The organism is Chryseobacterium sp. 27AL, assembly GCF_057815395.1.
In genome coordinates this window covers 379,629-402,755 of the sequence record NZ_JBYRIW010000002.1, presented here as the reverse complement: position 1 = coordinate 402,755, position 23,127 = coordinate 379,629, and the positions used below count along the sequence as shown (strand labels likewise).

Here is a 23,127-nt window from a genome sequence, read left to right as displayed (position 1 = left end):
AAATCCTATTTTTGCCATACAAATTTTTTGAACAATGCCGAATATTTCAAACAGAGCACTGCATATGCCGCCTTCGCCGGTAAGAAAACTGGTTCCTTTTGCCCTTGCAGCCAAACAAAGAGGAATAAAAGTCTATCATTTGAACATCGGGCAGCCCGATATCGAAACTCCGGAAACGGCACTGAATGCTTTAAAAAATATCGATCTGAAAGTATTGGAATATGCGCTTTCTGAAGGTAATCTGGACTACAGAAAAGCATTAACAGAATATTATCATTCGTTAGGTTTTAACGACCTTACAACAGATAATTTCATCGTGACCAACGGAGGTTCCGAAGCTTTGAATTTCGCTATTTCCACGCTGTGCGATGACGGAGATGAAGTGATCATTCCTGAACCTTATTACGCTAATTATAACGGCTTTACAAGTACGTTCAATGTAAATGTGGTAGCCATTCCTTCAACAATAGACACCGGTTTTGCCCTTCCTCCGATTGAAGAATTTGAGAAAAAAATCACCGAAAAAACAAGAGCAATCGTCATCTGTAACCCCGGAAATCCTACAGGATATCTCTACACCCGTGAAGAGCTTCAGAAGCTGGCAGAAATTGCTTTAAAATATGACATCGTCGTTATTTCAGACGAAGTTTACAGAGAATATGTATACGATGGCAAACAGCAGATTTCCATGCTGGCTTTTCCTGAACTTGCAGAAAACTGTATCATTATAGACTCTGAATCAAAACGTTACTCAATGTGCGGCGTAAGAATCGGATGTATGATTACCCGTTCTAAAAAAATCCATGATGCGGCCATGCTTTTCGCGCAGGCAAGACTGAGCCCGGTTCTTTTGGGACAGATTGCTGCAACTGCTGCTCACCAGGACGACCAGGCGTACATCAGAGCCGTAAGAGAAGAATATACGCACCGAAGAAATATTCTGGTGGATCTTTTAAATGCCATTCCCGGAGTGATATGCCCGAAACCGAAAGGGGCTTTCTACTGTGTTGCTGAACTTCCTGTAGATGATACAGAAAAGTTTGCACAATGGCTTCTTGAAAAATATTCGAATCAGAATGAAACGATTATGGTAGCGCCTGCCGGAGGATTTTACAGCAATCCTGAGCTTGGTAAAAAACAGGTAAGAATCGCATACGTTTTAAAAGAAGAAGATCTGAAAAGAAGTGCTGCTATCCTGAAAGATGCGCTTCAACAATATAAAGTAGAATTCAGTCTTTAGTCTGGAATCAATAATCTATCAGCAATAAATTTGGTGGAGATATTCTTTCCGCACTTTTATTGCTGATATTTTATTTAAATTAGATAAACGAATTTGTTTAAATAATACAAATGCACGAAAATTTTTCATTAAAACGCTATAACACATTCGGCGTTGATGTAAAGGCCAGATACTTTACTGAAGTTCATTCTACAGAAGAATTAATCGAAGCGCTGAATTATTCAAAAACCAGCACTTTACCTTTGTTGTTTTTAGGCGGTGGAAGCAATATTTTACTGACAAAAGATTTCGATGGACTGGCTATCCAGCTTAATCTCAAAGGAATTCACGAAGATTTCATTAATGACAATGAAGTATTGGTTACCGCAAAAGCTGGGGAAAACTGGAATGAATTTGTGATGTTTTGCCTGAATAAAAATTATGGCGGACTGGAAAATCTTTCTTTAATCCCTGGAAATGTCGGAACATCGCCTATGCAGAATATCGGGGCTTACGGTACTGAAATAAAAGATACTTTCGTGAACTGCACCGTTCTTAATCTTGAGAATCTTCAACTGGAAACGTTCAACTTGGAGCAATGTAGATTCGGCTACAGGGATTCTGTTTTTAAGCAGGAAGGAAAAGGAAAATATGTGATTTTAGAAGTTACTTTTAAATTAACCAGAAAAGATCATCATATCAAAACAGAATATGGCGCCATAACGTCTGAACTGGAAAATTTAGGTATAGAAAACCCAACCATTCAGGATATTTCCAAAGCAGTTATCAACATCAGAAAAAGCAAATTACCGGACCCAAAGGAAATCGGAAACGCGGGAAGCTTTTTTAAAAACCCAACCATTCTTTTGACTCAATTTGAAGAGCTTCAGCAAAAATTTGAAAATATTCCGGGATATGCGAATGGAGATTTTGTAAAAGTTCCGGCAGGCTGGCTTATCGAGCAATGTGGCTGGAAAGGAAAACAAATAGGAAATGTTGCCTCCCACAAATTACAGGCGCTGGTTATCATCAATGCGACAGGAGAAGCGACAGGGCAGGAAATTTATGATTTTTCAACAAAAATAATTGATTCTGTACATGAAAAATTTGGTATTGAGCTTGAAAGAGAAGTAAATATTATTTAAAATAAACAGTAAAAACTTTGTCAAAGATCTGAACTTTGACAAAGTTATCATAAAAACACATAAAAACATGAAAATAGCTATTCTCGGAGCCGGAAAAATGGGCTTATCTTTTTCTAAATCATTTTTAAAATATGAACTGATAAAGCCGGAAAATCTTCATCTGATTACCAGAAATGAATCCAAATTTTCCGAGATTTCGAAAGAATTTCCCAAGTCTAAAATTTCGACTTTTGATCAAGTCAATGATATTGATGCAGATCTGATCATCATCGCTGTAAAGCCACAAGATTTCCAATATCTCTCTGAAAACTTCCGGTTTCAGCTGAAGGAAAATCAAATGGTATTATCTATCATGGCAGGAATTAAAATTGAAAAAATTCAAAAACTATTAAATCATCCACTGGTTGTACGAGCAATGCCTAATTCCCCCACTCTTCTCGGAATGGGAATTACCGGTTATACTTCCGCGGAAGGAGTTTCTTTCAGCCAGCTCATCAATATCGAAAGATTACTAAACTCAACCGGTAGATCTGTCTATCTAGAAAATGAAGACCTTTTAGACGGCGTTACCGCCCTTTCGGGAAGCGGACCTGCCTATTTTTATTATATTGTTGATGCCATGATCAAAGCAGGTATTGAAATGGGAATTGATGAAAATCTATCAAAACTTTTTGTACAACAAACCATGTTGGGGGCCTATCATCTGATTAATAATTCAGATAAAAGCCTGGAGGAACTGATTAAAGATGTCGCATCAAAAGGCGGCACAACAGAAGCTGCACTTAAAACATTTAACGAAAACAACCTGAAAGAAATCCTGAAAAGCGGAATCCTGAATGCAGAAAACCGCGCAAAAGAACTGAACGGATAATTATTGAATACTGTAAAATAATAGAATTTTATAAGATTTCTTTAACATCAATTGCATTTCTTTTCATTTCAAAAGCCTTAAATTTGTATGTTAAATCAATTGAATGAAATACGTTTTACTTACGCTCATTTCAGCAATGCTGCTGTCGATATCATGGCCTACTTACGGGGTTCCGTTTTTTATATTCTTTGCCCTCGTTCCTCTTTTGATGATGGAGCACGGTGTTTCAAAATTTTCAGAGTATAAGAGAAAAAGCTGGGTGGTTTTCGGGCTTTCCTATGTATGCTTTGTCATCTGGAACGTTGTAACGACCGGATGGTTGTACGGAGCAAAAAACCCGGATGGAAGCCACTCGATATTAGCCGTTGTATTCCCGGTACTGGTTAATTCACTTCTTTATTCTTTAGTATTTCAATGTTATCATTGGTACAAAAATGCGCAGGGAACATATTGGGGATTAGCGTTTTTCATCGCCATATGGATGAGTTTTGAAAAATTTCATTTGAGCTGGGAATTTACCTGGCCCTGGCTGAATCTTGGGAATGCATTTTCAGAATATCCAAAACTGATTCAATGGTATGACACGCTGGGCGCTACCGGCGGAAGCTTCTGGGTATTATTGATCAATATTTTAATCTTTTACACCATAAGAATCTGGCAGGCCGGAAGAAAAAGAAAAGATCTGATCAAAAATACATCAATCGTTGCAACTTTAATCATTATCCCGATGATCATTTCAGTTGTGAGATACAATAGCTTTAATGAAAAACCAATCGGAAGCGTAAATGTCCTGATGCTTCAGCCTGACCTTGATCCTTACGCGGAAAAATATTCCAAAGACAGCCTGGTCATTGAAAATGATCTTTTGGATCTGGCCGAAAAAAACTCAAAAGGAAAAATAGATTATTATATTGCTCCCGAAACCGCCCTTCCCGGCAGAGGTTCGATTTCCGAAAGATCTTTTGAAAAAAGCGTGATTTTAAATAATCTTAAAACATTTTTAACAAAACATCCGGGTTCTGTATTCGCAACAGGAATTTCTTCGCACAAATTTTATACTTCCGAAGAAAACCTTCCGAAAGAAGCTTATCAATTGAATCCGGGGTTGTGGGTGGAAAGCTTCAATTCTGCCGTTCAGGTTATTCCCAACCGTAATGTTGAGGTTTACCACAAAGGAAAGCTGGTTCCCGGCGTTGAAATATTCCCTTATATGAATTATTTAAAGCCACTTCTGGGAGATGCCATGCTGAATCTGGGAGGAACCGTTGCATCTCTTGGAACGGATAAAGAAAGAGTTGCATTTGCCAATCCTTTCAATAAAGGAAAAATGGCGCCAATCATCTGCTATGAAAGCATTTACGGTGAATTCACAGGGGATTACGTAAAAAAAGGCGCAAATTTTCTAGCCATTATGACGAATGATTCCTGGTGGGGTGTTTCCGAAGGTCACAGACAGCTGCTTTCTTATGCAAGACTGCGTGCGATTGAAACCAGAAGAGAAATTGCAAGGGCTGCCAACAGCGGAATTTCGGCTCATATCGATGCCAGAGGAGAAATCATTGAAGATACTTTTTACGGAGATAAAACAGCCTTATTTGCAAAAGTAAACCTTTACGATCAGATGACTTTTTATACAAGAGCAGGAGATCTGCTTTCAAGATTTTCAATTTTTGCCTTGGGATTTCTGTTGTTTTATTTTTTAATTAAAAGGTTTCAGGCAAGAACAAAGAAAAGCTAGAAAGACAGGAAGTTGGATAAAGAAAGAGGGAGGTTATTTGAAGCTAATATTTGAAAGTTTATTGTAAATAATTTCCTAAAAGATTTGTCTATCTAAAAAATTCTTCGTTATTTTGCACTCTCAAATATTATAGTACAAATAAGAACATCGAGATATGTCAAGAATTTGCCAAATAACAGGAAAGCGTGCAATGGTTGGTAACAACGTTTCTCACGCTAATAACAAAACGAAGCGTCGTTTTGAAATTAACTTATTGGAGAAGAAGTTTTACCTTCCGGAGCAAGATAAGCACGTAACACTGAAAGTATCAGCTCATGGATTGAGAGTGATTAACAAGATTGGAATCGAGGAAGCTCTGGAAAGAGCAACTAGAAACGGATTGATTAAAAAGTAATTAAATCATGGCAAAAAAAGGAAACAGAGTTCAAGTAATCCTTGAATGTACAGAGCATAAAGAAAGCGGTATGCCAGGAATGTCTAGATACATTTCTACAAAGAATAAAAAGAACACCACTGAAAGATTGGAATTGAAAAAATACAATCCTGTTCTTAAGAAAGTAACCGTTCACAAAGAAATCAAGTAATTATTAAAATATAATTTACCATGGCAAAGAAAGTAGTAGCAACCCTACAAAGCGGTCAGTCTAAAAAGATGACTAAAGTGGTGAAAATGGTGAAGTCTTCTAAATCAGGAGCTTACGTTTTCGAAGAAAAAGTAATGAATGCAGACGAAGTAGATGGTTATTTGAAAAAATAATCTACACTTTATTTACAATATAAAAAACTACTCATCTTTTGGGTAGTTTTTTTGTTATCTTTGTTTTTAATCTAGCTGGAAGTCAGAAGCTGGATGCCGGAAGTTTAATCATGAAAATATAAAACAAGATTGAGTACTTCAAGCTTTCATGAGCTAACTTCCTTCATTAATTAAATTCCGTAATTCATAAGATGAGTTGGTTTAAAAAAATTTTTAAAAAAGAAGAGAAAGAAACCTTAGATAAAGGATTGGAAAAATCCAGCCAGGGTTTTTTCGAAAAAATGACAAAAGCCGTAGTCGGTAAAAGCAAGGTAGACGATGAGGTCCTGGATGACCTTGAAGAAATACTTATTGCTTCTGATGTCGGTGCATCTACAACCATCAAAATCATAGAAAGAATTGAAGAGCGTGTCGCAAGAGATAAATATGTAAGTGTAAACGAATTGGATAAAATCCTTCGTGAAGAAATTTCAGGATTACTGCTTGAAAACCCTCATGCAGGAACAGGAAATATTGATACCTCCAAAAAACCTTATGTAATTATGGTAGTGGGCGTAAATGGTGTAGGAAAAACCACAACTATTGGGAAACTCGCCCATCAATTCACATCTGAAGGCAAGAAAGTGGTATTGGGTGCCGCAGATACTTTCCGTGCTGCAGCAGTTGACCAGTTGGTGATCTGGAGCCAGAGAGTGGGCGTTCCTATTGTAAAGCAGGAAATGGGCTCAGATCCGGCGTCTGTAGCCTTTGATACCGTACAAAGTGCCGTTGCACAGAATGCAGATGTGGTCATCATTGATACAGCAGGAAGACTTCACAACAAGATTAACCTGATGAATGAACTTTCAAAAATTAAAAGAGTGATGCAAAAAGTAATTCCCGACGCGCCACACGAAGTTTTATTAGTTCTCGACGGTTCTACCGGCCAGAATGCTTTCGAGCAGGCCAAACAGTTTACGGCTGCTACAGAAGTCAATGCGTTGGCAGTCACCAAACTTGACGGAACAGCAAAAGGAGGCGTTGTTATTGGTATTTCAGATCAGTTCCAGATTCCTGTAAAATATATCGGCGTTGGAGAAAAGATGCAGGATTTGCAATTATTTAATGGTACAGAGTTTGTAGATTCTTTTTTCAAGAAGAGATAAATCTTTTTGAATCAAATCATCAAATATTAACATTAAAAAATGCAACTATGGGATTTTTAACATGGATTATTTTCGGGCTATTAGCCGGAGCACTAGCTAAAGCGATTATGCCAGGAAAACAGGGAGGCGGAATGCTTATCACTATGATTCTAGGTATTATTGGCGCTTTTATCGGAGGAGCAATCGGCGTATATGTACTACACTGGGGAGATGTAGATTCTTTCTGGAATTTCAGAAGCTGGATTCTAGCCATTGGAGGAGCTTTGATTGTTCTGTGGATTTACGGAATGCTGACCACCAGGAGAGCTTAACTGTACAATAAAAAATTAAAGCGGCGGATTTGAAATTTCAAATCCGCCGCTTCTTTTATAACAATATAATTTAGTTAATTTTAATCTGGTAAGGCATTTCCATTTTTATTTCAGACTGAAGCTTTCTCTTTTCAGTAATCTGCTGAAGAATCTCGTAATTTGATTTGCCGATCTTGTTCTTAATTACTCTTTCGGAAATTTCATCCTGATTCAAGTCTTTGAATATCTGCTCGAATGGGGTCATGCTCTTCGGATAGGATGCTACTGCATAAGATTTTAAACCTGCTTTTTGAGCTGCAAATTTTACAGCATCATTTAAAGTTCCCAGTTCATCGACAAGTCCTATTTGTTTCGCTCTGGTTCCGCTCCATACTCTTCCTCCACCGATATTATCAATTTGTTCAAAACTTTGTTTTCTGTTTTTCGTTACAAAATGTACAAATCTTTTATAAGTTCCTTCAACACTTCTGGTGATGAGACTTACACCGTAAGGAGTGACACCATTTAATGAAGAATAATACTGCGAATTGGCATTAGTAGAAACAATATCGGAACGGATACCGTTTTTGTTGGCAATGTCCTTAAAATAAGGAATCACCCCGAAAACACCTATAGATCCTGTAAGTGTATTAGGCTCAGAATAGATCTTATCTGCTGCCATCGCGATATAATAGCCTCCGGAGGCTGCATAATCACCGAAAGAAACGATCAAAGGCTTCTTCTTTTTTAACTGCTGGAGTTCAAACAAAATCTCATCAGATGCATTGGCACTTCCTCCCGGAGAATTAATCCGGAATACGACAGCTTTTACTTTATCATTTTCCTGAAGATCTTTAATGTATTTGATGTACTTTTCAGAGTGAATGTCGCCATACTCGTCTCCACCATAAATCGATCCTGAAGCATACAAAACAGCCACCTTATCTCCTGAATTTTCATTATCAGAATAGGAAGCAATATATTTTCCTAAAGAGATTTTATTTAATTTTTCATCCTCTTTTACATTTAATTTTGATTTAATCAACTGATCATATTCCGTCTTCTGAATAAGTTTATCAGCCAATTTGTATTTCAATCCCAATTCCGGAATCATACCGTAGAGGCTATCAACGACAGTTCTGAAGGCTGCGGTATCAATTTTTCGGGAAGCAGCCATCTTTGAAGATGTATTTTTCCAGATATCATTCAAAAGTGTGCTCAGCTGCTCTTTGTTTTCCGGAGAAATATCATTTCTTAAAAACGGTTCAACCGCAGATTTGAATTTTCCGTGACGGATCACCTCAATACCAATACCGTATTTATCGGCAAAATCTTTGAAAAAAGTAACTTCAGTAGCAAGACCTTTGAGCTCAATCATTCCTGCAGGATTAAGATAATACTGATCGGCAACAGAACCCAAATAATAAGATGCCTGCGAAACTGCATTTCCATAAGCATATACAAATTTCCCGCTTTTCTTAAAATCTGCAATAGCATTTCTTAAATCATCAATTTGAGTAACCCCGGCATTGAGATAATCAGCTTCAATACTGATTCCTTTAATATTACCATCAGTTTTAGCCTTATTAATAGCCTCGATAGCATCATAAATCAGGATATTTTTATTCTGATCACTAATGTTAAACAATCCTCTCTGCTCTTCAGTCGGACTGTCGACGATATTGGTTTTTAAATTAATCGTGAGAACGGAATTCTTTTTTACGACCACAGACTTTTCATTTCCCATGGCACTAAAGACCAGCATTATAATGAAAAAGAAGAAAAACACGACACATAATATGACAATTGCCACTATATTTGCCAGTACATTTTTAAAAAAGCTTTTCATAAAATCAATCATTTTACAATATGTCGCACCATAAAGTCGTTTTGTTACTAGGAAGTAATCTTGGAGATCAAAAAAAAAATTTGGAGACTGCTTTGGATAAAATAAAATACGCTGGAAATGAGATAGTAAAGGTAAGTGATTTTCTTACATCAGAACCCGTAGAATTTGTTAGTTCCAATATTTTTTGTAATATTGCAGCAATAATATTCACTCATCTTTCTCCGATTCAGCTTCTTACCCTCATAAAAAGCATTGAAACGGAAATGGGAAGAGCTAACGATTCCAGCGTAACAGGAGGCTATACCGACAGGATTATTGACATCGATATCGTTACATATAATGAAATAAAATTCATATCAGAAAGATTACAAATCCCTCATCAAAAACATCTTTCTGAGAGAGAATTTTCAAGAATATTATTAAAAGATTTTATCTTATAAAACATAAAAACATATTTGTATGAAATTAAGTTTGTTATTATTGGCTGCATTGCCTATTGTGTCGTATGCGCAAGATAGTATTGCTGTCACTTCTAATGATATGTATCCCAATACATTTTCTTCAGGCTCTGCTAATGTTCAATCCTTCAACAACAAAGCGAGAAGATTCAACGATTGGTCGGTATCAATAGGTGGAGGCGCTGCCTTTATGGTTCATTCGGACCTTCTATCAATCACGGACCAAAAATTCAACTGGGGCTACAATTCATATGTAAGTTTAGACAAGCAAATCAATCATGTTGTAGGGATCAGTCTGATCTATCAACGAGGCGAGACAAAGCAAAAAGGCCAGCTGGAAGGTGCCGAAGGGATAGCCGCAGGAGTGGCAGAAGCCAGAACCAAGTATAATCAGATTGCGTTAATGGGTGATGTGAATTTCTCAAACATTCTGAGGAGAGTAGACAACCATTCACCCTACAGATGGGCAATGCATGGATATGCAGGAATGGGATTTATGAGCTTTAATACATCACTGCATGATAATAAAGATTATAGTTGGAGCACCAATCCAAGAAGAATTCCGCTTTTTATCAATCAGAAACTGGGGCTCAACTCGGTATATTATCAGTTTGGGCTTGGGGTAAAATACAATGTTTCCAGCTTAATTGATGTTGAAGCAAGAACAATGTACATTATCAGTGGGGATGATGAATTTGACGGCGGAGGATACGCAGATCCCGGAGATTATGATCCGAATTCAAAAATACCTAAATATAATATGATCGATAAAAGAAGATCAGATAATGTATGGACGGTCAACCTGGGATTATCTTTCAAATTGGGAAAACACACAACTCATCTCGCATGGCATGATCCGTTACAGGAAGCCTATTACAGAGCAAATGTTTTGGAAAATAAAAGTACAGAACTTATTGTATGTGAAAAAGGGGATAAGGATAATGATGGCGTTTGTGACGACTGGGACAGACAACCTGATACTCCGGCCGGGGCAAGAGTTGACGGTGCCGGTATTGCCTTAGACATAGACCTGGATGGCGTTATCGATTTATATGATAAGTGCGTAACGGTTCCCGGACCGGTGGAAAACCAAGGATGCCCAACAAATAAATAATTATCTTTAATTAAACAAAAAATACATTATGAAATTAAGTTTAGCAATTGTAGCATTAGCATTATCAGCTCCTGCATTAAGCTTTGCACAAGACTCTATAGCAGTTCATTCAGGAACAATATATCCAAATACATTCTCTTCAGGTTCAGCCAATATTTCACCGTTTACAAATACAGCAAGAAGATTCAATGATTGGGCAATTTCGTTTGGTGCCGGTGTGCCATTGGTTCAGTCTGCCGACCTCACCTCAATAAAAAACGGTAATGGTAAAAATCTTTTCGGATATTCTGCTTATGTAAGTATTGATAAAGCGATCACCCATGCCTTTGGAATCAACTTGCAATACGATAGAGGAGAGACAAGACAAGGATGGTTCAACACAAAAAAATCTGCACCGGCAGACGCTTCTGTAAATCAAAAAGAGGGCGCAAGAACCCAATACGATGCGATTTCGTTATTAGGAGACATTAACTTCTCAAACCTGTTCAGAAGAGTAGACAATCATTCTCCTTACAGATGGGCCTTACACGGCTATGCAGGTTTAGGAACGTTAGCATTCAGAGCATATCAGAAAGATGAAATGGGAAGCAGAATGGTTTCTGAAGTAAAACCATTCAATCTGAAATCAATGTTTGCCGAAGCGGGGGCAGGATTAAAATTCAAGGTAAACAACAGAATTGACATTGAAAGCAGATTAATGTATGTGATTACCGGTAGCGACGAGTTTGACGGAGGCGGTGACAAATACAGCACGATCAATCAGCGAGAAGAGCAGGTTTCCGACAATTTCTTTAATGCAACTCTAGGAGTTTCACTAAAATTAGGAAAGCATGAATCTCACTTGATGTGGCATGATCCGCTTCAGGAAATGTATTATAAGCTTGATGTATTAGGTAATAAAAATCAGGATATTGAAGTGTGTAAAAAAGGAGATCTTGATAATGACGGTGTATGCGACGACTGGGACAGACAACTTGATACACCTGCAGGTGCAAGAGTGGACGGTGCCGGTGTAGCGCTAGACACTGACCTGGATGGTATCATTGATCTTTATGATAAATGCGTAACAGTTCCCGGACCTGTTGAAAATCAGGGATGCCCGGTAGTAACATCGGCACCTGTAGCTGATGGCCTGGTAGACGAAAGTGAAACCAAGCTCGAAGGAATTGAGTTTAATCTTAATTCAGATAAAATTTTGCCTTCAAACACCCCTATTTTGAACAATGCCGTTAATTACATCAACTCTTCCAACGGAACATACACGGTAATCGGAACAACTGACACCAGAGCGTCAGAAGCTTATAACCAGAAATTGTCTGAAAGAAGAGCAAAAAATGTTAAAGATTATTTAATTAAAAATGGCGTTCAGTCGGATAAATTAAATGCGGTAGGAAGAGGTGAAAAAGACCTGAAATATCCTGAATGTAACCCAGCTACAAAATGTCCGGAATGGAAGAACAGAGCTAACCGAAGAGTTTATTTTGAAGCAAAATAACAGTAGTTTTAGAAATAATATGAAAAGTCACGCTATGCGTAGTCATGGTCGGAAGAAAAATTCTTCCGACTTTTTTAGTTTTTTATCCTGAGAAAAAGTAATTTAATTATTTGATTATCAATTATTTAACTTGCGTTTTAGAATTTATTTTCGTATCTTTATAGCTGATAATCAATTGTTTATGTCAGTTTTTAAAGATCATAAAATAGCTCTTAAAGATGTTTTAGAATTTATTCCCGAAGCTCTTTTAGCCCATCTCTCGGCAAGTACCAAAGTAGATCACTACAGCAAGGTTCTGCATGGTAAAAAAATGTTTTACCTGCTTTTATTTTGCATCTTTGATAATGAAAAATTAAGCCAGAGAACTTTGGAAGATACTTTTAACAGCAGCGGATTTAAAGCATTATTTGGTTTAGGAGAAGAGGAAAAAGTCCGTAGGAGTTCGATTTCAGAGCGACTTTCAAAAATCGATTCTAATTATTTCAAAGAAATCTATGAACAGATGTACGGAAAATTTTCGGAACTTTATTCCAGGGCCGAAATCGAAAAATATAACTTAATCCGGGTTGACAGTACTATTGTTGCCGATACCTGCAATAAGCTTAAGGAAGGCATCGATCAGAAAAACGGTAAAAAATTGGTAAAATTCAGTTTTTCTTTTGATGGAGTTTTACCCTCGGCAGTAGAGATTTTTACGGGACAAAAATACTCTGCAGAAGACAATGCGCTCGCTGCGGCTATTCTCAGCCAGGTAAAAAAAGAAGAGCCACGATAATATTTACGTCATAGACAGAGGGCTGCAGTCTACAAGAACGATGAAAGATTTTGGAGAAAAGAATTTGAAATTTATTATCCGTTCCAAAGAAAACAGAAAATTTGAAGAGACTGAGTCTTTTCTTGAAACAGGAAACCCTCTAAAATGGGATGACTGGAAAGTTATTAAAGACAGTAAAGTGAAGTTGTACACCGGGAAACCCATCCAAAACAAACGTGGAAATATACATCATCGGGAAGAAAAAGTGGAGACAGATTTTCGATTGGTGGTTATTAAAAATGAGAAAACCTGTAAGGAATTTTGGTTTATAACCAACGAGTTTGAACTTTCTGCCAAAGAAATATCGGACTATTACCGTAAAAGATGGGATATTGAAGTGTTCTTCAGGTTTATGAAACAAGAGCTGAATTTAAGCCATCTGGTGTCGCTGAATAAAAACGGAATTCAGGTGATGGTCTACATGACAATGATTGCTTCTATGCTACTGCTGATTTACAAAAAAGCAAATAATTTAGGCTACAAAACCGCAAAAAGGCGGATTACAATGGAGCTTCGAGATATGATTACTGCCATTCTAATCCTTTTTGCAGGAGGTGATCCTGCCAAGGTTTTCAAAACATAAACACAAAAATATGGCCGGAATTTCTTCCGACCATGACTACGCTATGCGTGGCTTTTTTTGTCAACTAAGTTTCATTAATTTTATCCCATGATTTCTCACCAAGATTTTCAAGAATTAAAATTTAAAACCTTAAAATATTTTTGGGGTTACGATACTTTTCGCGACGCCCAGGAGGCTATTATTGATTCTGTTATCAACGAAAAAGATACCTTAGTCCTCCTACCAACGGGTGCGGGAAAGTCTCTTTGCTATCAGCTTCCTGCCTTATTAAAAGAAGGAACATGTCTTATTATATCTCCACTTCTAGCATTAATGAAAGATCAGGTAAGCCAGTTAAAATCAAGAGGAATTGAAGCAGAATATCTATCGTCGGAACTTGATGAATACGACGCTGAAGGTATCTACGACCGCTGCAAGGAAGGTTTAACAAAAATGCTGTACATCTCTCCTGAAAGATTGACCAACAAGCAATTTCTTCAGAATATTGAGGAGATTCAGTTATCATTTATTGCGGTGGATGAGGCACACTGTATTTCTGAGTGGGGTCAGGATTTCAGGCCGAGCTATCAGAATATTAAAGAATTCAGGAAAAATAATCCGAAAATTCCGTGTCTGGCCTTAACAGCAACCGCTACTCCGAAAGTGCTGGAAGAAATCAAAGCAAAACTTGAACTTAAAAATCCGCAGGTATTTCAGAAAAGTTTTAAACGTGATAATATCAGAATTTTTACTGAAGAAGTTTCAGATAAATTTCAGAAGGTTTATGACATTTTAAAGTTTACCCGCGAATCGGGAATTGTTTATGTAAGAACCCGCCGGGAAGCTGAACTTCTGTGTGAATTTCTCAAAAGAAATCAGTTAAAAAATGTAGACTTTTTCCACGCAGGCCTTACAGCAAAGGAAAAGAATGCGAAACAGATGATCTGGAATAACAGTGACAGTCAGGTTTTAATTTCCACTAACGCATTCGGAATGGGGATCGACAAAGACAATGTTCGATTCGTAATTCACTATTCTCCTGCTCCTTCCATTGAAAATTATTACCAGGAAATCGGAAGATCCGGAAGAGACGGACAGGAAAGCTTTGCCTTTTTGCTTTGGGACAAGCAGGAACTTTCAAATTTTGATGATATTTTAAAAAACCAAACTCCCAATAAAGCTGAATTTTTAAGAATTCTTACTTACCTCTACTCTATCTTTCAGGTTGCAGAGTTTGAGTTGCCAGAAAAGGTTTTCCAGCTCAGCCTTGGCGGGATTCAAAATTTCACCAAATTGTCTTCAGCGAAGATTAAGAATGTCTTGAACTTCCTTCATAATCAGGAAATTATTTATTTCAATGATCATAAAAGCCTGTCTTCTCTGCAACTTTTGATGCAGGCAGACGAAATTGATCAGCTTCCTCATAAAGATTCGTATTTTATTGAATTGATGCTCCGAACTATTTCCGGAATCACTACGCATAAAGTAATGTTCAGCGAGCAGCAGGTAAGCAATAAGATTGGCGTAAGCGTTCACTTAATAAAAGAAAGATTAAAAGAACTTCAAAAGAAAGGCTATGTGGAATATGTGGATGGCGCTTTATCCAGCATTAAATTTTTAAAGCCCCGTGATGAAAGACTTAACAATTCTCAATACTGGAAGCTTTTTGAGCATATTCAGAAAAATAAAATACAGAAATGGGAAGAAATGAAATTTTACATCGAAGATAACAGCTATTGTAAAATGAAGCTTATTCTTACTTACTTCGGTGAAAAAAAATCTAAAAACTGTGGAAAATGTTCCGTTTGTGAAAAAAACAAGCAATCCATTTTCGGAAAGAATATTTCAGGGGAAATTATGAATATACTGGCTAAAAAAGCTTGCACCATTGAAGAGTTATCCATTCAGCTAAACTATCAGTCCAAAGAAAACATTTTGGAAAATCTTATTTACCTGTTAGATTCCGGAAAAGTAAAAATGTTGAATTTCAGAACGTATGCGATTGCTTAATATGAGTAATAATTATGGATAAGAGGTTTAATAAATTTTTATTTAATTTTTAAAAGAATGTTTAAATTTTACTAAATAAATTTTTTATAGTTTTTTCTTAATTTTCTAAATTAAATAAACTTTGTTTATTCTTCAATTTAGCCTTAAGAATTTTAGCGAGTTAGACTTAATCAATTAATTGATTTTTATTAAGTTTTTTAAGCTAAAGGGGGCTTAATTTCTTAATGTTAAAAATAAATTATAGATTTAAACAGATTCTAAATCTTTTAATCATTTGATAAAGACCTTATCTTTGCAACATGAAATCATTAAGAGTCGTTTTTTTAGGTACTCCGGAGTTTGCCAAAACTTCTTTGGAAGCCATTCATCATTCTCATCATGAAGTGGTCGGCGTCGTAACCGTAGCAGACAAGGCAAGCGGGCGCGGACAAAAAATCAATCAGTCGCCGGTGAAAATTTTCGCCGTAGAAAATAATATTCCTGTTTTTCAACCCGAAAAATTAAGAAATCCTGACTTTCTGGAAGAATTGAGAAAGCTGAATGCCGATATTTTTGTAGTAGTCGCTTTCAGAATGATGCCGAAAGTACTTTTTGAAATGCCAAGAATGGGAACTTTTAATCTTCATGCTTCACTGCTCCCGGATTACAGAGGAGCTGCTCCTATCAATTACGCCGTGATCAACGGGGAAGAAAAAACCGGCGCTACGACGTTTTTTATTAACGAGAAAATTGATGAAGGAAATATTCTGCTTCAGGAAGAATTGTCTATTTTACCTGATGAAAACGCAGGAAGTCTTCATGACCGTTTGATGGAAATGGGCGCTAAACTCGTCGTAAAAACACTTGACGGACTGGCCGAAAATACCATTACTGAAAAACCCCAGCCACAAGTTGAGCAGCCTAAAAATGCGTACAAAATATTTAAAGAGGATACCAGAATAGATTGGTCCCGAAAGTCAAAAGAAGTGCATCAGTTTATTTTGGGAATGTCACCTTATCCTGCGGCTTTCACAACATTGAAAATTGGTGAAGAAGAAAAAGGACTGAAAATTTTCGGTGGTAAATTTGAAGTTTCAAATCATGATAAGGTTGCCGGAACATTGGATATTTCAAAGAATGAGTTTAAAATATACACTCAGGACGGAATTTATTATCCTTTGGAATTGCAGCTTGAAGGAAAGAAAAGAATGAATATCAAAGACTTCCTGAACGGGTTCAGAAGTTTTGACGAAATAAAAATGGCTTGAGTATTTCTCAAGCCATTTTTTATTGTCAATAGTGAATTTTGCTTCACAAGTAAATAGTCAATTTTAATAATTAGCCTATATAAACAGTTTATTATTTTATATTCTTCACTGAATTTTATTTTAAATCAAACTGCCTACCTTAAGCCGCTGGTAAAATCGACAAGCATAGCGAATTGACCACTCACCATTCACTTTTAAAGCTGCACCATCTCCGTTACCTCAACATCATAACCGCCAACCTGAGGTTTAATATTGGTATTTTGAGTGATTACTTTAAATTTATTGATTCCGAGATTTTTAAGAATCTGAGTTCCGATCCCGTAATCTCTGTAATTATACGCTAAAGTAGGATGCTGAACCTGCCCATCCTGATAATTCAGGAACTGCTGAAGCTTTCTTAAGGTGTTTTCAGAATTAGAAACATTATTAATGAAAATAATCGCTCCTTTTCCTGCTTCGTTCACCATATTGGTTACTTTCTCCAGCAAAGGTTTTTCACCATTATTTAATCTTGTCAGCACGTCAAAATACGAGTCGGAAGACTGTACTCTAACCAAAACCGGCTCATCCACCGTCCATGTACCTTTCGTTAAAGCAAAATGAATCTGATCGTTTGAAGTTTCCCTGAAGGCATAAAATTCGTAATCACCATAAGCAGTTTTTACTTTTCTTTCTTCAATTCTTTCAATAAGGTTGCCTTTTTTAAGCTGATAATGAATCAGATCTTCGATAGAAACAATTTTCATATCATGTTTCTGTGCAAAGGCATACAGTTCCGGCAAACGGGACATAGAACCGTCTTCATTCATAATTTCACAGATCACACCACCTTCTTTTAAACCTGCAAGGCAAGTAAGATCAATGGCAGCTTCCGTGTGGCCGGCTCTTTTCAGAACGCCTCCTTTTTTTGCACGAAGCGGGAAAATATGCCCCGGTCTCATGAAATCCGTCGGCTTCGATTTTTCATCCATTAAAGCTAAAATCGTTTTCGCTCTGTCCGCTGCAGAAATCCCTGTAGAAGTACCATTTCCGAGAAGGTCAACTGATACGGTAAAAGCTGTTTCCTTAGGATCGCTGCTGCGGCTTACCATTACTTCAAGTCCAAGCTCATCACATCTTTTTTCAGGAAGCGGCATACAGATCAGTCCTCTGCCGTGAAGCGCCATAAAATTGATAATTTCTGGTGTCGTTAGCTCAGCGGCACAAAGAAAATCACCTTCATTCTCTCTGTCTTCATCATCTACTACTATGATTATTTTACCATTTTTAAGGTCTTCAATAGCCTCCGGAATAGTATTTAATTTAATATCAGACATTTTTACTTTAAATTTTTGCAAAGATACTCATAAAATAAGCATCTCCCAATTATGATAAGGGTTTGTTATATTTTGAATATCGCGTCTTTTGCTTTTCTGAAAATGGTATAGGAATCAAGCCTTTTCTGGTGGTCGTAAATATGAGAATTGATCATCAGTTCATTTACATTAAATTTCTCCTGGAAGCTTCGAAGCTGATCTTCAATTTCAGACTGATCTCCAATTAAAGTATAACGTAATTTTTGCATAACCATCGATTTTTCCATAGGCGACCAGATGTCATCCATATGATCAACCGGAGGAGCAAAAGGTTTTCTGTCGTTTCGGATGATATTGATAAATGCCTGGAATAAAGTGGTAGAAATTTTATGTGCTTCTTCGGAAGTTTCTGCCGCTACCCCATTGACACAGGCAATAATATAAGGTTCGTCTGAATATTTTGAAGGTTCAAAATTCTGTCTGTAGATATTGAAAGCCATCTCCATCTGCTCAGGAGCGAAATGCCCGGCAAATGCGTAAGGAAGTCCAAGTTCCGCAGCCAGAAAAGCGCTATCAGTGCTGGATCCCAATATATACAAAGGAATATCTAGCCCTTCACCGGGAATAGCACGCACTAAAGCATCGCGATTTTCTTTCGAAAAATATTTCTGTAATTCTAAAATCTGTCTTGGAAACTGCTGATTGATAATTGCCGGATTTCTTCCTAAAGCCTGCGCCGTAAGACCGTCGGTTCCGGGAGCTCTGCCCAGTCCCAGATCAATTCTTCCCGGGAAAAGAGATTCCAGGGTACCGAATTGTTCGGCAATGACTAAAGAGCTGTGATTAGGAAGCATGATCCCTCCTGATCCTACTCTGATTTTTTTGGTTCCGTTGGCGATAAATCCGATAAGAACTGAAGTGGCCGAACTGGCAATGCTTTCCATATTATGATGCTCAGCAAGCCAGAATCTTTTATAATCAAGATTTTCAGTATGATTTGCCAGAGACAAACTGTCCTGAAAAGTGTTGTGAATGGTCTTTTCCTGTTTTACGGGCGCAAGATCCAGCACGGATATTTCAAAATTTTGCATAATTTTTAAATTTATAGTCTTTTAAGACCGAACAAATTTAAAACATATTATTTGCATTAGTTACTTTTTGTAATTGATAAGGCTTATCGATGAATTCAGGGAAAAGCTATGGAAAAAATTTTACAATGATAAAATTAAACTCTTCTTATTATTAAGTCATTTTAATCTTTAAAGCGTTTAAAACTCATCTTCTGTTTCAGATCTTTTTTATTTTGAAGCACAATATAATCATTGTTAAGCTCTTCGATCTCAAAAGATTTTTCCTGGCCAAACATTGTAATTTTAATGATTTTATTAGACCTTTCAATCTTATAAGTTCCCTGCATACCGCCAATCAGTGCTTTGGTTTTTCCGTTTCTCATTTCCAGGGTTGCGGTACTGTCTTTTTTAAAGGTAAAAATTCCTGTTGAAGTTGTATTGGCGAAAAAATCCTGAGACCATGAACCAATTAATATATTATAATCAAAATCATCCTTTTTATCAGAACTAAGGAAGAATAAAAGAAAAAAAGTAAATAAGTATTTCATAATTATTATTTATTATAAAAATACAAATTATTTGATTGTTAATATATTAAATCAGTAGTAATTTAAACTTTACCCTTTTCCTTTTGATAATTAAAATGATTAATCAGAATCCTGATTTCATTAAATTCGAAATCACTGGGTAATGCATTTTTCCATTCTGTCAGCGTTTCTTTGGGATTAGTTTTAAATACATCTTCAAAAGCTTTAATTTTATCAGAAGTAATCACCCTTGAAATATCCAGTAATCCCTGCTCAGCAAATTTTGCAAGATGTCCGATCACGGTTTCTTTCACAAGGCCTCTCTCCAAAGCAATTTCTGAAATGGTTTTCCCCTGTTCAAACAACTGAAAGGTGAGAACCTGCGATGGCACTTTCGCAATTTTCATACTCACTTCCTGGTTATTTTTTTCATCCAGAAGCTTGGTTTCCAGCAGGTGAATTTCTTTTAAACTGTTTAAATATTCCTCAATATCCTCCAGCCACACCCTGAATTCTTCGTTATATTGTTTTAAGCCTTTAGTTCCTTTAATTTCAGCATAAAAATCTTTCAGCGGACTGAAAACTTTATCCCTTATTTCGGTAAAAAAGAAATTGACAGCCCCTTTGGTTTTGCTTTCTATTTCAGACCATTCTTCTTTCTTTTCGATAAAATTATTAACCTTTTGCGAAATTACCCTTTCTAATTTTTCGAAGATCTTTCCTAAGTTTACAATTTCAGGTTTTAGCTGGTTATACAATTGTTTTGTCTTAAGATGATCGATACTTTTAGTCGCTACAGAGAGCTTATTCCAGTCTTCCACCTCTTTCAAAAGCCATTGAGAATCTACCGTACGAAGCACTTTCCTGATGCTGTAATCATACTTTTCATTATTTAAAATAGCTTCTACCTTATCGTTGGCAACCGTATCAGAATGAAAATGCAGAATTCTGTTGTCTTTAAAAATAACTTCAGGCGTAATCTTCGATTTTAATACAATCCCTTCCAGTGTACGGCAACGTGACAGTGCCACATACACCTGTCCGGCCGTAAAACTTTTTCCGGCATCAATAATCACCCGGTCAAAAGTAAGTCCCTGACTTTTATGAATTGTAACCGCCCATGCAAGCTTTATCGGAAACTGCTCGAAGCTTCCCAATACCTCTTCTTTGATATTTTTATCCGTGTCCAGGAAATATTTCTTCTGTTCCCAGACTTCTCTTTTTACCGTGATTTCCCTTTCGCTGCCGTCAAGGATGACTTTAATTTCATTTTCATCCAATGCAGAAATCTCACCTAACTTTCCGTTAAAATATTTCTTTTCTCCTGAAATATCATTTCGGATAAACATGATCTGGGCTCCAATTTTCAGGTCTAAAAATTGTTCATTCGGAAATTGGTTTTCTTTAAATTCACCAAAAAGCTTAGCCTCATAGGTTTTAGAACTTGCCTTTAATTCGTCAAGTTTCTCCTGATTTATATCGTCTGCCATTTTGTTGTGAGAACAGAGATAAACATACGGCTCCTCTCCCATTTCAAAATCAGGATCGTATCTTTCATTTAAATGATCAAAATCGATATTGGCTACGTCACCATCACGGATCGCATTTAAGATGGCGAGAAAATCTTCATCAGACTGACGGTAAACCTTGGTCAGCTCAATCGTGATCAAAGGGATTTCCTTAATCGCATGACTGTCAAAAAAGAAAGGTGAATTATAGCAGATTTTTAAGATGTGTTCGTCCCTCACCACCGGCGGAAGCTGATACAGATCTCCGATAAAAAGCATCTGTACTCCTCCAAAACGTTGATTATTCCTTCTGATAAACCTTAATGAAAAATCCATCATATCCAGAACATCCGCACGCAGCATTGACACCTCATCGATAATAATGATTTCTACTTCTCGTAAGAGCTTCAGCTTATCTTTCCGGTATTTAAAATGCGGCATCAGATCGGCAATATTATTAGCCATACTCGTATCGATGCGGTCTGTGGTGGGCAGAAAGGTTCGCAGCGGCAGCCCAAACATTGAATGAATGGTAACGCCGCCTGCATTGATGGCTGCAATCCCGGTGGGCGCAACAACAATGTGTTTTTTATGGGTGCGTTTTACAAAATCATTGAGAAAAGTAGTCTTTCCTGTTCCTGCTTTCCCCGTTAAAAATACGCTCCGGTTGGTATGTTCTATTAAGTCAAAAAAATCATTATTCATCGCCGCCAAAATTACGGAAAATGAAATTCAAATCCTTACCTTGGCACAACTTTTGAAAATTCTTCAACATAACGAGAGAAAAACAACTTATGAAAATCCCTGTATTCATCTTATGTGCAGCGCTGTTCACAGCCTCATGTTCTTCTACAAAAAACACGGATGCCAATTTGCCGAAAGACATTTCCGAGCGTCCGGCAGATGAGAATAATCAGAAATATGAACAGGCCCAGCTGGATAAATTAAAAGCTTCCATAGAGTCTGAAATTTCAAAAGAAAAATGTACAGATCCCGCTGAATGGACGTTTGCGCCGATGGGTGCAAAAGCATGTGGAGGACCACAATTGTATATTGCGTATCCTAAAAAACTGGAAACTTCAATTTTAGCTAAAATAAACGACTACACCGAGAAGGTGAAAGCATTCAATCAAAAATACGGAATCATGTCTGACTGTATGATGATCATGCCCCCAACTTCTATCAAATGTGTCAACGGAAAAGCTGAACTGGTGAATTCTTAAAACTTATAAAAAAATCTTGCTCCATTGGGCAAGATTTTTTTATAAGTTTTAAGTCAATGGTGAATTGCTAAAGGTTAATTTATAAAGATAAAGTAAATTTACATTTCACCATTCACTATTCACTCTTGACTAACTATCCTTCCACGTGTTTTACATTTTCCTTATACCATGAGGAATATTTTACATAATTATCAGCAATCCTGTTGACCTCCCCTTCCAGCAGCTGGGAATTAATATCTTTGATTTTTCTGGCAGGTACTCCGCCCCAAACTTCGCCAGATTTTATATGTGTTCCCTGTGTAACAACAGAACCCGCTCCGACAATTGAATTTTCTTCAACAAGACAATCGTCCATTACAATTGCCCCCATGCCGATCAGCACATTATCTTTAATTGTACATCCGTGAACGATCGCATTATGACCAATTGAAACATTATTCCCGATATTTAAAGGATGTTTCTGATAGGTGCAATGCAACATCGCGTTGTCCTGAACATTCACTTTATTTCCCATTTTAATATAGTGAACGTCACCACGAATTACTGCATTGTACCATATGCTGCAGTCTGTTCCCATAGTTACGTCCCCTATAATCGTAGCGGTTTCCGCCAAAAATGTGTTCTCTCCTATTTGTGGTGATTTACCTAAAAGTTCTTTTATAAGTGCCATATGTTTAATTTGAAAATTGATAATAAGTGATTTTAATTAATTTTTACCATTCATTATTTCTAAATCATGCTGATAGCAAAAATCTAACTTCCAACCCCCTTACTTCTACTCCTAATTGCG

The 23,127-nt window shown here is 36.9% G+C and carries 23 protein-coding genes; 17 read left to right on the top strand and 6 right to left on the bottom strand.

What is annotated here, in order from left to right; translation table 11 throughout:
- Window positions 1-34: 34 nt before the first annotated feature.
- The 9 genes from AC3WV0_RS07320 to AC3WV0_RS07280 all read left to right on the top strand — a co-directional run bounded on the left by AC3WV0_RS07320 (window position 35) and on the right by AC3WV0_RS07280 (window position 7,186).
- On the top strand, window positions 35-1,240 hold the full coding sequence (locus tag AC3WV0_RS07320; RefSeq protein WP_488845288.1) for a pyridoxal phosphate-dependent aminotransferase: 1,206 nt from the start codon (window positions 35-37) through the stop codon (window positions 1,238-1,240).
- A gap of 104 nt (window positions 1,241-1,344) precedes the next feature.
- Window positions 1,345-2,364 carry a UDP-N-acetylmuramate dehydrogenase gene (gene murB, locus AC3WV0_RS07315; protein WP_488845364.1) on the top strand — a complete coding sequence of 340 codons (1,020 nt, stop codon included), beginning with the start codon at window positions 1,345-1,347 and terminating at the stop codon, window positions 2,362-2,364.
- 67 nt (window positions 2,365-2,431) lie between these two features.
- The gene (gene proC, locus AC3WV0_RS07310; protein WP_488845286.1) at window positions 2,432-3,235 is read left to right on the top strand and encodes a pyrroline-5-carboxylate reductase; all 804 of its coding nucleotides are present in this window, start codon (window positions 2,432-2,434) and stop codon (window positions 3,233-3,235) included.
- Between the two features lie 103 nt (window positions 3,236-3,338).
- Complete coding sequence (gene lnt / locus AC3WV0_RS07305) at window positions 3,339-4,973, top strand: apolipoprotein N-acyltransferase (RefSeq protein ID WP_488845284.1); 1,635 nt, start codon at window positions 3,339-3,341, stop codon at window positions 4,971-4,973.
- 154 nt (window positions 4,974-5,127) lie between these two features.
- Window positions 5,128-5,367 (top strand): 50S ribosomal protein L28, encoded by a 240-nt coding sequence (gene rpmB / locus AC3WV0_RS07300; protein ID WP_029294538.1) that lies wholly within the window; start codon window positions 5,128-5,130, stop codon window positions 5,365-5,367.
- Window positions 5,368-5,374: 7 nt separating this feature from the next.
- Window positions 5,375-5,557, top strand: coding sequence for a 50S ribosomal protein L33 (gene rpmG, locus AC3WV0_RS07295; RefSeq protein ID WP_027379950.1), 183 nt, complete (start codon window positions 5,375-5,377; stop codon window positions 5,555-5,557).
- Between the two features lie 20 nt (window positions 5,558-5,577).
- Entirely contained in the window at window positions 5,578-5,730 is a 153-nt protein-coding gene (locus AC3WV0_RS07290; RefSeq protein WP_002976755.1) for a DUF4295 domain-containing protein, read from the top strand.
- Between the two features lie 191 nt (window positions 5,731-5,921).
- Window positions 5,922-6,875, top strand: coding sequence for a signal recognition particle-docking protein FtsY (ftsY, locus tag AC3WV0_RS07285; protein ID WP_066440877.1), 954 nt, complete (start codon window positions 5,922-5,924; stop codon window positions 6,873-6,875).
- A gap of 47 nt (window positions 6,876-6,922) precedes the next feature.
- Window positions 6,923-7,186: a GlsB/YeaQ/YmgE family stress response membrane protein gene (locus AC3WV0_RS07280; protein ID WP_488845282.1), complete on the top strand. Its 264-nt coding sequence runs from the start codon at window positions 6,923-6,925 to the stop codon at window positions 7,184-7,186.
- 70 nt (window positions 7,187-7,256) lie between these two features.
- On the opposite strand, the gene sppA is transcribed toward AC3WV0_RS07280, so the two are convergent.
- Complete coding sequence (gene sppA / locus AC3WV0_RS07275; protein WP_488845280.1) at window positions 7,257-9,014, bottom strand: signal peptide peptidase SppA; 1,758 nt, start codon at window positions 9,012-9,014, stop codon at window positions 7,257-7,259.
- A 20-nt stretch (window positions 9,015-9,034) separates the two neighbouring features.
- On the opposite strand from sppA, the gene folK reads away from it, so the two are divergent.
- From folK to fmt, 7 genes are all read left to right on the top strand, one after another.
- The gene (gene folK / locus AC3WV0_RS07270) at window positions 9,035-9,454 is read left to right on the top strand and encodes a 2-amino-4-hydroxy-6-hydroxymethyldihydropteridine diphosphokinase (protein ID WP_488845278.1); all 420 of its coding nucleotides are present in this window, start codon (window positions 9,035-9,037) and stop codon (window positions 9,452-9,454) included.
- Between the two features lie 19 nt (window positions 9,455-9,473).
- Complete coding sequence (locus AC3WV0_RS07265) at window positions 9,474-10,586, top strand: OmpA family protein (RefSeq protein ID WP_488845276.1); 1,113 nt, start codon at window positions 9,474-9,476, stop codon at window positions 10,584-10,586.
- Between the two features lie 28 nt (window positions 10,587-10,614).
- The gene (locus AC3WV0_RS07260) at window positions 10,615-12,081 is read left to right on the top strand and encodes an OmpA family protein (protein WP_488845275.1); all 1,467 of its coding nucleotides are present in this window, start codon (window positions 10,615-10,617) and stop codon (window positions 12,079-12,081) included.
- A gap of 181 nt (window positions 12,082-12,262) precedes the next feature.
- Window positions 12,263-12,856, top strand: coding sequence for a hypothetical protein (locus tag AC3WV0_RS07255; RefSeq protein WP_488845273.1), 594 nt, complete (start codon window positions 12,263-12,265; stop codon window positions 12,854-12,856).
- Window positions 12,857-12,896: 40 nt separating this feature from the next.
- Window positions 12,897-13,478 (top strand): transposase, encoded by a 582-nt coding sequence (locus AC3WV0_RS07250; RefSeq protein ID WP_488845271.1) that lies wholly within the window; start codon window positions 12,897-12,899, stop codon window positions 13,476-13,478.
- Window positions 13,479-13,565: 87 nt separating this feature from the next.
- Window positions 13,566-15,467 carry a RecQ family ATP-dependent DNA helicase gene (locus AC3WV0_RS07245; protein WP_488845269.1) on the top strand — a complete coding sequence of 634 codons (1,902 nt, stop codon included), beginning with the start codon at window positions 13,566-13,568 and terminating at the stop codon, window positions 15,465-15,467.
- A gap of 299 nt (window positions 15,468-15,766) precedes the next feature.
- The gene (gene fmt, locus AC3WV0_RS07240) at window positions 15,767-16,714 is read left to right on the top strand and encodes a methionyl-tRNA formyltransferase (RefSeq protein WP_488845267.1); all 948 of its coding nucleotides are present in this window, start codon (window positions 15,767-15,769) and stop codon (window positions 16,712-16,714) included.
- 194 nt (window positions 16,715-16,908) lie between these two features.
- On the opposite strand, the gene ribB is transcribed toward fmt, so the two are convergent.
- From ribB to AC3WV0_RS07220, 4 genes are all read right to left on the bottom strand, one after another.
- Window positions 16,909-18,030, bottom strand: coding sequence for a 3,4-dihydroxy-2-butanone-4-phosphate synthase (ribB, locus tag AC3WV0_RS07235; RefSeq protein ID WP_488845265.1), 1,122 nt, complete (start codon window positions 18,028-18,030; stop codon window positions 16,909-16,911).
- 65 nt (window positions 18,031-18,095) lie between these two features.
- Window positions 18,096-19,100 carry an LLM class flavin-dependent oxidoreductase gene (locus tag AC3WV0_RS07230; protein WP_488845263.1) on the bottom strand — a complete coding sequence of 335 codons (1,005 nt, stop codon included), beginning with the start codon at window positions 19,098-19,100 and terminating at the stop codon, window positions 18,096-18,098.
- A 161-nt stretch (window positions 19,101-19,261) separates the two neighbouring features.
- A complete protein-coding gene (locus AC3WV0_RS07225) occupies window positions 19,262-19,627 on the bottom strand; it encodes a hypothetical protein (protein WP_488845261.1) in 366 nt (121 codons plus the stop codon).
- A 62-nt stretch (window positions 19,628-19,689) separates the two neighbouring features.
- Window positions 19,690-21,819 (bottom strand): helix-turn-helix domain-containing protein, encoded by a 2,130-nt coding sequence (locus AC3WV0_RS07220; RefSeq protein WP_488845259.1) that lies wholly within the window; start codon window positions 21,817-21,819, stop codon window positions 19,690-19,692.
- Between the two features lie 89 nt (window positions 21,820-21,908).
- Between AC3WV0_RS07220 and AC3WV0_RS07215 the strand changes: the two genes are divergently transcribed.
- Entirely contained in the window at window positions 21,909-22,337 is a 429-nt protein-coding gene (locus AC3WV0_RS07215) for a hypothetical protein (RefSeq protein ID WP_488845257.1), read from the top strand.
- 133 nt (window positions 22,338-22,470) lie between these two features.
- Here AC3WV0_RS07215 and AC3WV0_RS07210 read toward each other — a convergent pair whose 3' ends face one another.
- On the bottom strand, window positions 22,471-23,007 hold the full coding sequence (locus tag AC3WV0_RS07210) for a gamma carbonic anhydrase family protein (protein ID WP_312903069.1): 537 nt from the start codon (window positions 23,005-23,007) through the stop codon (window positions 22,471-22,473).
- Between the last annotated feature and the right edge of the window lie 120 nt (window positions 23,008-23,127).